At 41.6% G+C, this 10,514-nt stretch carries 6 protein-coding genes and 2 riboswitches; all 6 genes read left to right on the top strand.

What is annotated here, in order from left to right:
* The first annotated feature begins 444 nt into the window (after positions 1-444).
* The 6 genes from CVD27_RS10655 to atzF all read left to right on the top strand — a co-directional run bounded on the left by CVD27_RS10655 (position 445) and on the right by atzF (position 10,472).
* On the top strand, positions 445-1,740 hold the full coding sequence (locus tag CVD27_RS10655) for a M14 family zinc carboxypeptidase (protein ID WP_101647889.1): 1,296 nt from the start codon (positions 445-447) through the stop codon (positions 1,738-1,740).
* Between the two features lie 197 nt (positions 1,741-1,937).
* Positions 1,938-2,038, top strand: a riboswitch (guanidine-I (ykkC/yxkD leader).
* 67 nt (positions 2,039-2,105) lie between these two features.
* The gene (locus CVD27_RS10645; protein WP_101647887.1) at positions 2,106-3,476 is read left to right on the top strand and encodes an APC family permease; all 1,371 of its coding nucleotides are present in this window, start codon (positions 2,106-2,108) and stop codon (positions 3,474-3,476) included.
* 73 nt (positions 3,477-3,549) lie between these two features.
* Positions 3,550-3,651: riboswitch (guanidine-I (ykkC/yxkD leader) on the top strand.
* 53 nt (positions 3,652-3,704) lie between these two features.
* Complete coding sequence (locus tag CVD27_RS10640; protein ID WP_101647886.1) at positions 3,705-4,442, top strand: urea amidolyase associated protein UAAP1; 738 nt, start codon at positions 3,705-3,707, stop codon at positions 4,440-4,442.
* Positions 4,442-5,092: an urea amidolyase associated protein UAAP2 gene (locus CVD27_RS10635; protein ID WP_101647885.1), complete on the top strand. Its 651-nt coding sequence runs from the start codon at positions 4,442-4,444 to the stop codon at positions 5,090-5,092. Before CVD27_RS10640 ends, CVD27_RS10635 begins: the two co-directional genes overlap by 1 nt.
* 21 nt (positions 5,093-5,113) lie before the next feature.
* Positions 5,114-8,773 (top strand): urea carboxylase, encoded by a 3,660-nt coding sequence (gene uca, locus CVD27_RS10630; protein WP_101647884.1) that lies wholly within the window; start codon positions 5,114-5,116, stop codon positions 8,771-8,773.
* Positions 8,733-10,472, top strand: coding sequence for an allophanate hydrolase (gene atzF, locus CVD27_RS10625; RefSeq protein ID WP_101647883.1), 1,740 nt, complete (start codon positions 8,733-8,735; stop codon positions 10,470-10,472). The genes uca and atzF overlap by 41 nt, the downstream gene beginning before the upstream one ends.
* The last annotated feature ends 42 nt before the right edge of the window (positions 10,473-10,514 follow it).

The following is a 10,514-nucleotide window of genomic DNA, read 5'->3' as shown; positions in this document are numbered from 1 at the left end:
AATTTATTGTGTTATTTTTTTATATATTATTGCCCTAATTTCCGGGATGATCTCGTTGCATTTTCTAAGATTGCTAAACGGATAAGCTTGACTTTTATATCCTTACTAAGTGATAGCCATTCAGATGTATAAATTTTCATTTTATACTCCCCCTTAAGATTATTATTCACAAATTATTTGATCAATCCAGATGGGTTAATATAGTGTTTTCGTTACTTATGTTTTTCCCTCGTGTCCGAATACTCTAACGTAGTTTCGATTTCCATTTTATTTGAAATTTCTACATATTTTTCATTTAGTCCTATGGTTATAGATCAATAGATTGCTTTCTTAATTGACTAGTATAATTTTACTAACTTTCAAAATATTTGAAATTAATAGTTTATTAGGAAAACGAAATATGTTAGTATTTCTTTGATTAATAACTCTTGGAGGGACTTTTTGATGAAAAAGAAAAAAGCAATAGGATACATACTATCAAGTGGGATTCTGGCAGCATCACTTGGCTTTGGCGCAACGGCTAGTTTTGCAGAGTCAACCACTACACCTAACGGGCCATGGGTACAGGACCAACAGTACCTTTCCTTTGAAAGTTTAATGTCTAATGAGCAATTAGAAGCAAAATTAAAACAGATTGAACAGTCTTCTAAAGGAAAGATGAAACTTGAGCAGTTTGGAACATCCAATGACGGCTATCCACTTTATGTGGCGAAGCTTGGTGATAATAATCCTGCAAAAAAACGGGTCCTGGTGTATACACAAATACATGGTAACGAGCCTCTCGGCACAGAAGCTGCAGTGGAATTAATCCAAAAACTATCTGCTGGCGGCAAAGAGGCTGATTCTATTTTGGACAAGGTTAATGTTTGGTTCGTCCCTCGTATTAATCCGGATGGAACAGCTAATCAATATGAAGGCAAGCCATTCCCTGTTAGGTACTCACACCAAACATGGAACCCTGAAGAAATAGGACTGCCAGCCGATACCAAAGCTCCTTGGTATTACAATGCCGAGGGCAGTGAGCGTGCGCAAAATAACAACGGAAAAGTAGTTTATGGTATTCCTGGCTTTGATCTTAACCGAGATTTCAACCCAAATTATGACTTCAATATTAATGATGAAATTAAAAAGGATCCGCAAAAGGTGGCAAACCTATTAAACAACAATAATACAAATAATGGTTCACAGGCATCATTTGTCTTCTCACCCGAAACACGGGCCTTAACCAAAATTGTAAAAGAATTTGATCCGGATGTTGCAATTGACCTGCATCACCGCGGGTTTAATCAGTTATCTGAAGACGATAATCGTTCTGTGTCTATCCAACTATTAGCTCTATTTACGACTAAGACCTACGTGGATCCTTTCAGCGGAAAAGTGTATAAAGTGGATCCAAATGTAGAAACCTTCAGTAAAAAAGTCAATGCAGTGGCTTATGAATCGTTGCAGAGAGGAAATTCTTCTTACGGAGCGATTCAAAAATACCCACAGGTTAATTATCCTGGTTCAGGGTTAGGCGCTATCCAGTTAAATGGAACCGCCACCATGTTGATTGAAATAAAAGGACAAACTCAGACCTTAGGGCAAAAACAAAATGGGATGTTAAAGGAAACAGCAAAAGTACCGGTTATGGCCGTTCTAAATGGTTTAGCAGACGGTTCAATCGAAAACGCTGATCCTGCAGTGTATGATGCAATCCCAGATTATTCTCTGCCAGTAAACCCAGGTGGTAATAAGTAACATAATGTATGATAGAAGGGATGAGCTATTTGGGCTCATCCCTTCTCCTTTTTCACCGATCCGGACCATTGCAAGTGTTGTTCTTTATTTTTTTGTGTTAGGAAACCTTACACATTCAATGAAATCCTGTTTTTTCTCCTTTATACTTCAACGTATCAATCAAATAAAGGTTTCTCATTTTTCAGAATAGAGGAACAAAAATTGCTTTCTAGGGTTCCGTTTAAAAGCTTTTAAAGTCTGGTCCGAGAGAGAGCGTACAGTACGTCTGTATACACGGAGGGATAAAAGCCCGGGAGAATTTTAATTTTAAAATTCTCCCGGGCTTTTTCTTTGCCAGAAAAAACACGGAAAAGGATGGATGAAGAATGAATGAAAAACCAACACTTGTAAAATCACTGAAACTACAACAAGTTGTTTTTATGGGCCTCGCTTGGATGACACCAATGATCTATTTCACGGTTTATGGTGTCGCTTTTGAGGCGGCCGGAGGAATGCTTGCAGCTGCCTATGTAACTGCTTTTATTGCTATCTTCTTTACTGCCTATAGCTATAGTCAAATGGTAAAGGCCTATCCGATTTCAGGTTCTGCTTATATTTATACAAAAAAAGCGGTCCACCCTATTGCTGGTTATCTTGTTGGCTGGGCCCTTTTATTAGATTATATTTTCTCACCCATTATTGCGATCCTCACTTTTGGGATATTCATGAATACTGAGTTTCCTTCTATTCCAGTTTTTGTTTGGATTATTCTGATGAACGTCGTTCTAGCAATCGTCAACATCATCGGTATTAAATCAGCAGCACGAGTTAGCGGTCTCTCTGTCCTATTTCAAATTGCCTTCATCATAATCTTTTGTATTTTAGTTGCTAAGGATATACTAACTGGCCAAGCAGACTCTAACTCTATTTTCTCGTTGACACCATTTTTCAACGATCATCTTTCTGTAAGTGGAGTTTTATCAGGAGCTGCTCTTATCTGCTTCTGTTTCCTAGGTTTTGATGCAGTAACAACAATGGCTGAAGAGACCATTAAAGCAAAAAAAACAATACCAAAAGCAATCTACCTTATAGTTATCATTGCAGTAGTAATGTATGTTTCTATTTCCTATTTATCGCAAATCGCTTTTCCAAATTTTACTTTTACCAATCCGGATAATGCTGCATATAGCCTTGTACAGCTTGTCGGCGGTAACTTACTAAGTTCTCTTTTTATCATGGTACTTATCTTGGCGACTTTTACACAGGGTGTCTCATCTGTCACAAGTGTAAGCCGTTTCCTTTTTGCCCTAGGACGTGAATCCATATTGCCAAAAAAATTATTTACTACGATTCATCCAAAATATAAAACACCTGTTTCAAACATATTATTCGTTTCGCTTATTTCCTTATCAGCGGTTTTTATAAACCTTGATTCTGCCGTCCTATTCGTAAGTTTTGGTGCATTAACCGCATTTACCTTTGTTAATCTTTCTGTCATCTTCCATTACTATATTAAGCAAAAAAAACGGTCACCGAAAGAAACGTTCATGTATCTGATCTTCCCTCTTATCGGTGCTGGATTCATTGGCTGGCTCCTAACCTTGCTTGATAAAACTACACTAATGATTGGAATGATTTGGGTTGTTATTGGCTTTGCTTACTTATTGATTAAATCAAAATGGGAAGGAGCACGAAACAGAAAATTTGCACTACCAGAAGTAAAACAAGAAAAAACCATGTCAGATAACCTAACATGATTGTAGTTCATTTTAACATTAAAACGATATACTAAAACCATCTTAAATAAAGGTTTCCACACCTGTTGGAAACAACAAAGCTGTCTAGGGTTCCGTTTAAATATTTTTTAAAGTCTGGTCCAAGAGAGAGCGTACAGTTAACCTGTATACACGGAAGGATAAAAGCCTGGGAGATTTACTCTCCCTACGGTTTTTATCCTTTTTTATTTATTTAAAGGAGGAAATGATATGAACACCGTATTACCTTTTATTTCAAAAATGATCCCAGCAGGCGGAAAGTGGTCAGGGCAATTAAGTCAGGGAAAGCAAATAACCTTTACTGCACTAGAAGAGGGTGCGAATGTATCCTTGCTTTTATACAATGCAAATGATTCAGCTGAACGTTACAATATGCCCGATACACTAAAAGCCCAGCATACGGCTCATCTCACGAAAGGGAATGTCCTTATGAGTGACAACGGCAGAGTACTTGCAAGCATCGTTGAAGATTCACTTGGCTGGCATGATACCATTTCTGGATATACCTCCAGAGCGCTTACCAATCAAAAATATGGAATCAGTACCTATCAAAACCAACGAAATGATTATTACAAAAGCGGGGAAGAAAACTTTTCGGTTGAGCTTTTCCGTAACGGCTTAACCACTAGAGACCTCTCACCTGTCGTAAATTTATTTTCTAAAGTTTTCTGTGACCTTGAAGGAAATTTACATTATGTCTCTAAACACAGCAAAAAGGGGGACACTGTCACATTGCGTACGGAAATGGATGTTATTTTGGTATTATCCAATACACCGAATCCTTTGAATCCTGACAAAGCTTGCCCATCTGTACCAGTGGAACTGACGATTACCGAAGCCGATCCAATCCAAGGAAATGATATCTGTCTAAATCATCGGCCAGAAAACCGACGTGCATTTGAAAATACATGGGAATACGTTTTACTTTCCAAAGGAGGAATTCGCTAATGGCTGTATTAAATCATGCAATCAGTAAGAGGGAAATTGAAAATAGCTTTTACAACAAAACCATTCCAGCCGGAGAAGGATGGATCTACACGCTCGAACAAGGCCAAGTCCTTCGTATTGTTGATTTAGAGGGAAACCAGGCTGCGGATACCCTATTTTACGATGCTGACCAGCCATCTGATCATTACAGTGCGGTTAATACTATTCAGCGTCAAGGGAATGTTTACTTATCAACTGGCTCCATTCTTGTATCTGAATCCGGAAAAGAGCTTGTGAAAATTGTAGCTGATACCTGCGGCCATCACGATACACTTGGTGGTGCCTGTTCTGCCCAAAGCAATACGGTCCGATATTCACACGAAACCCTGCCAATGCATAATTGCCGGGATACCTTTATGCTCCAGTTAGCTAAATACGACAGCCGCTTTACTAAGCGGGACTTGGCTCCAAATGTCAATTTCTTCATGAATGTCCCTCTAACACCAGAAGGCGGATTGACCTTTGAAGATGGAGTGTCAGCCCCAGGTTATTATGTGGAAATGCAGGCAATTAACAGAACGCTCGTCCTCATCAGTAACTGTCCGCAGCTTAATAATCCTTGCAACGCATATAACCCTACACCAATTCAAGTGTTGATCTGGGATAAATAACAACTAAAGGAGTGCTCATCCATGTTTAAAAAAATATTAATTGCCAACCGCGGTGCAATCGCCGTTCGAATCGAAAGAACATTGCGAAAGATGGGCATCCAATCTGTCGCATTATATACAAAGGCTGATCAAGACAGCCTGCATGTTGACTTTGCCGACCAAGCCATATTAATCGGGGAAGGTCCTGCTAAAGAAAGTTATTTAAACGCAGATCTTATTTTGCAGGCAGCGATTGACCATCAAGTAGATGCCATACACCCTGGCTATGGATTCCTTAGTGAAAATGCTGATTTCGCTCGGGCATGTCGTGAAAAAGGGATAACCTTTATTGGACCCACTCCAGAACAAATGGAATTATTTGGATTAAAACACTCAGCTCGTGAAATAGCGGTAAAAGCAAACGTTCCTCTTCTTCCAGGAACATCGCTGATCACTGAGATAAATACTGCCTTATTAGAAGCAGAACGAATTGGATACCCGGTTATGTTAAAAAGTACCGCAGGCGGCGGAGGAATTGGAATGCGAGTTTGTCAGGATTCTCTAACCCTCCGTGAGGCATTCGATTCTGTCTGCAGATTAGCCGAGACCAATTTTAATAACGGCGGTGTATTTTTAGAGAAATTCATCCAAAAAGCACGCCATGTTGAGGTTCAGATATTTGGAAATGCCTATGGTGAAGTTGCCGCTTTAGGTGAACGCGATTGCTCCATTCAACGCCGCAATCAAAAAGTGGTGGAGGAAAGTCCAGCGCCTTGCCTCCCTTCTTCTGTAAGAGAAGAAATTCTCGCTTCTGCAAAACGCTTAGCCGCGGAAGTTGGTTACCGCAGTGCAGGCACCGTCGAGTTTTTATATGACCCGGATGAGGAACGGTTTTACTTTCTTGAGGTGAATACACGCCTCCAAGTTGAGCACGGTGTTACCGAAGAAGTATTGAACATTGATTTGGTTGAATGGATGGTTCGTGAAGCAGCTGGTGAATTACGTTCAATAGATTCACTGTATTCAACACCTGAAGGACACAGTATCCAAGCTCGTATTTATGCTGAAGATTGCTTAAATGATTTCCGGCCAAGCGGAGGACAGCTTGACAAAGTTTCTTTTTCCGACAATGCCCGAATTGAAACCTGGGTCCGGGATGGATTGGTGGTAACCCCCCTCTATGATCCAATGCTTGCTAAGATCATTGTTCATGCTGAATCACGAGAAGAAGCACTTAAACAATTAAGTGAAGCACTTGAGCAAACCCGCCTTTATGGTGTTACTACGAATCTACAATATATACAGTCACTTTTAGAAGAGGATGATTGCCGAACAGGAAATGTTTATACACAAATGTTAAAGGAATTTTCCCCAGATGAATGTGCCATTGAAGTCCTTGATGGAGGGATTCAATCAACTGTTCAGGATTGGCCTGGCCGAGTGGGCCACTGGGACGTAGGTGTACCGCCATGCGGACCAATGGATCCATTCTCTTTTAGAATAGGAAATAAAATGCTTGGAAATGAGGATGATGCTGCTGGACTTGAATTGACACTTCGTGGCGGCTCCTACCGTTTTCGTAGTGAAATGACCATTGTTCTAACCGGTGCTGATATGAATCCTAAGCTCGATGAAATAAATGTCCCAATGTATAAGGTTATCAATGTCGAGCGTGGCCAGGTTCTCTCATTTGGTGAAGCTGTTTCAGGCATGAGAACCTATTTATTAATAGCAGGTGGATTGGATATGCCGCTTCATCTTGGAAGTGCCTCTACTTTTACACTTGGAGGATTTGGCGGTCATGGCGGCCGGGCGCTTCGGACCGGTGATGTATTACGGGTAAATAAAAATACAACTTCAATCACAAGAGAGCTTCCAGTCTTACAGCAGCCTTCTATTGAACGAAACTGGACAATTGGTGTCATTCCTGGCCCTCATTGTACCGAAGAATTTTTATTACCAGACTATTTAGAGCAATTAACAAACACAAGCTGGGAAGTACATTTTAATAGTTCAAGGACAGGAGTCCGATTGATTGGACCTGCGCCGCTATGGGCACGACAGGACGGTGGGGAAGCTGGTCTTCATCCATCAAATATACATGATAATGCCTATGCGATTGGAACGTTGGATTTAACTGGTGATATGCCAATCTTACTTGGACCTGATGGCCCTAGTTTAGGTGGTTTTGTTTGTCCTGTTACTACGGCTTCAGCTGAATTTTGGAAAATTGGCCAGCTTCATGCCGGCGACAAAATCCTGTTCCGGCTGCTTACTCTTGAAGAAGCAGATGACCTGCGAAAACAACAGGAAGAGTTCCTTGAAATGGTCGGAGGCAATGAATATTTAGTTCCTGAAATCCCCTCTTTGCCTGAGGGGAATAGACAGTTTTCACCTGACTACCCTGTGTTAAAAAGAAATACAAAAGGAAACTTCCCAATGACCATTCGTGCAGCAGGTGATGCGAACGTTCTTATTGAATACGGTGATTTAGAGCTTGATCTTCTCCTCCGTTTCCAAGTACATGCCTTAATGGAATCGATCAAATTAGAAAAAGAAATACCAGTTCTTGATTTGACACCAGGCATACGTTCCCTGCAAGTTCATTTTGATTCAAACAAAATGCCTATACTTACAGTCTGCCAAATGATCGAAACCATTAATGAGAAACTGCCTCTTTTAGAGGAAATGGAAGTTCCATCACGCATTGTTCGTCTGCCCCTTTCATGGGACGATCCTGCAACACGACTTGCCATTGATCGATATCAACAGAATGTACGGCCGGATGCCCCCTGGTGTCCTAGCAATTTAGAATTTATCCGTCGTGTAAACGGACTAAAGGACATCGAAGAAGTAAAGCGAATTGTTTTTGAGGCAAACTATCTTGTGCTTGGTCTCGGGGATGTCTATTTAGGAGCGCCAGTTGCTACACCAGTTGATCCTCGTCACCGTTTAGTGACAACGAAGTACAATCCTGCACGAACGTGGACTCCAGAAAATGCGGTGGGAATTGGCGGAGCCTATATGTGCGTATATGGAATGGAAGGCCCTGGAGGATATCAATTTGTCGGCCGAACGGTCCAAGTATGGAATCGTCTTCGTGAAACAAAAAATTTCCAGGCAGACAAACCATGGCTCCTCCGTTTCTTTGACCAAATTCAGTTTTATCCTGTCAGTGCCGAAGAACTGTTGGAGATGCGTGAGGACTTTTTACGAGGACGCTTCGAAGTGAATATTACTGAAACAACTTTCAAACTTGGCGATTATTTAACCTTCCTCGATTCCATCAAAGAGAGTACCGAACGTTTCCAAGAAACCCAGCAAACCGCCTTCAGAGCGGAGCGTGAAAGCTGGCGCAAGAACGGCCTAGCTGAGTTTATTTCGGAGCATGAAGTGGCTGAAATGGTGGAAGAAGTTCTGCCAGAGGGTGCAGAAGGTGTACGCACCGCCCTTCCGGGAAGCATTTGGAAGGTCCTAGTGACATCAGGCGATGAAGTGAAAAAAGGCGATACATTAATAATTGAAGAAAGTATGAAAATGGAGTTTCCGCAATTAGCACCGTGCGACGGTTTTATTCATTCAGTCCATGTATCTCCTGGGGATGAAGTTCATGCTGGTCAGTTAATTGTTTCTATTACAAAGGAAATGCGAGGTGCATTAGATGAAAACCATCAACATACCCCAAACGCTGTCCATTCGTAAGCTGAAGTCAAACTATCAATCTAAGAGTTTGACACCAGAAGCTCTATGCATGGAAATAATAAAACGGTCAGAAGGAGATAAAGAGTTTAATATTTGGATAACCCCTCCTTCTATGGAGTTCATCCAACCCTATCTTGATCGATTGAATGATATGGACCCAGAGCAAACACCGCTCTGGGGAATCCCTTTTGCAATAAAAGACAATATTGATTTAGCAGATGTTCCTACCACTGCCGGCTGCGCGGAATTTTCATACACCCCTACTGAGCATGCAACAGCGGTGAAACGCTTGATTGAAGCGGGAGCCATTCCTATCGGTAAAACAAATCTCGATCAATTTGCAACCGGTCTTGTAGGTACACGCAGCCCTTATGGTGAAACGCAAAACGCCCTCTTCCCTGACCTTATCAGCGGCGGCTCCAGTTCAGGGTCTTCTGTTTCTGTAGCCCGTGGTCTCGCTGCTTTTTCTCTGGGCACAGATACTGCTGGATCCGGACGTGTACCAGCAGCATTAAATAGACTTGTAGGCTTTAAGCCAAGTCTTGGAGCTTGGCCGGTGAAGGGGGTAGTTCCTGCTTGCGCCAGCCTTGATTGCATAACAGTCTTTGCTAACAGCTTTGCAGAGGCAATGCTTGTAGATGAAGTTGTCCGGGGATTTGAGGAAAATGACCCATGGTCTCGTCAGGTCAAACGCAGAACAAACGCCCTTCCGGAAAAAATCCTTCTATTAAAAGATCAACCTGAATTTTTCGGACCGTTTGCAACTCAATACAAAAGAGCCTGGGAGGCTGCTGTTGATAGGATTAAGGGGCTTTCTATTCCGATTCAATACATTGATGGCAGCTACTTATCGGAGGCAGCTTCAATCCTGTATGATGGACCATGGGTAGCGGAACGCTGGGCGGATTTAGGTTCCTTCATTACTTCAAACGAACAAGCTGTTTTTCCTGTAACAGAAACAGTGCTGCGTAATGGAGCGAATCCCGATTACGATGCCGCATCGGTTTATAAAGCCATGCACAAACTGCAAGCTTTTAAACAGAAAGCACATCAACAACTAAACAATGCGGTATTAATTATGCCAACCTCTGGCGGTACCTGGACGCGTGAACAAGTGCGTGATAATCCAATTGAAACAAATAGTAAGATGGGACTTTATACGAATCATTGTAATCTTCTAGACCTGTGTGCCATTGCGGTACCTGGAGATGATGCTGCAGAAAATCTTCCTTTTGGTATTACGATGTTCTCAAGTCATGTGAATGAACACTTGATCTTTGGACTTTCTGCTTTATTTTTAAATGGTGTAAGATCCCCGGTAAACAAAACTACTACCCTAGTAGCAGTTTGCGGTCTTCACATGAGGGGCTACCCTCTGGAAAAACAAATGAAGGAACATGGAGCCACATTTATTCGAGAGGAGAAAACTGCTGCAAAATACAAAATGGTTAAGCTGCCTTCTCTTCCTGCAAAACCGGGATTAATCCGGACAAATGATTCGGGCGTGTCAATTGAGTTGGAGTTATGGGAAATGCCACTTTCACAGCTTGGATCTTTTGCCTCACTCATCCCTGCCCCTCTAGGACTTGGGAAGGTTGAACTCGAGAACGGTACCCAAGTAACGGGATTTGTTTGTGAAGCAGTTGCTGCAGAAGAAGCAGAAGATATCTCGTATACTGGCGGTTGGCGCTATTTATAATCAAGTGAAGTCCATGTAGACAATAATCTGCATGGACTTTTT

It is taken from the genome of Neobacillus cucumis (genome assembly GCF_002860255.1).
GTDB classification, from domain to species: domain Bacteria; phylum Bacillota; class Bacilli; order Bacillales; family Cytobacillaceae; genus Neobacillus; species Neobacillus cucumis_A.
Note: the sequence above shows the minus strand (reverse complement) of the source record. Positions and strands in the feature narration are given on the sequence as shown.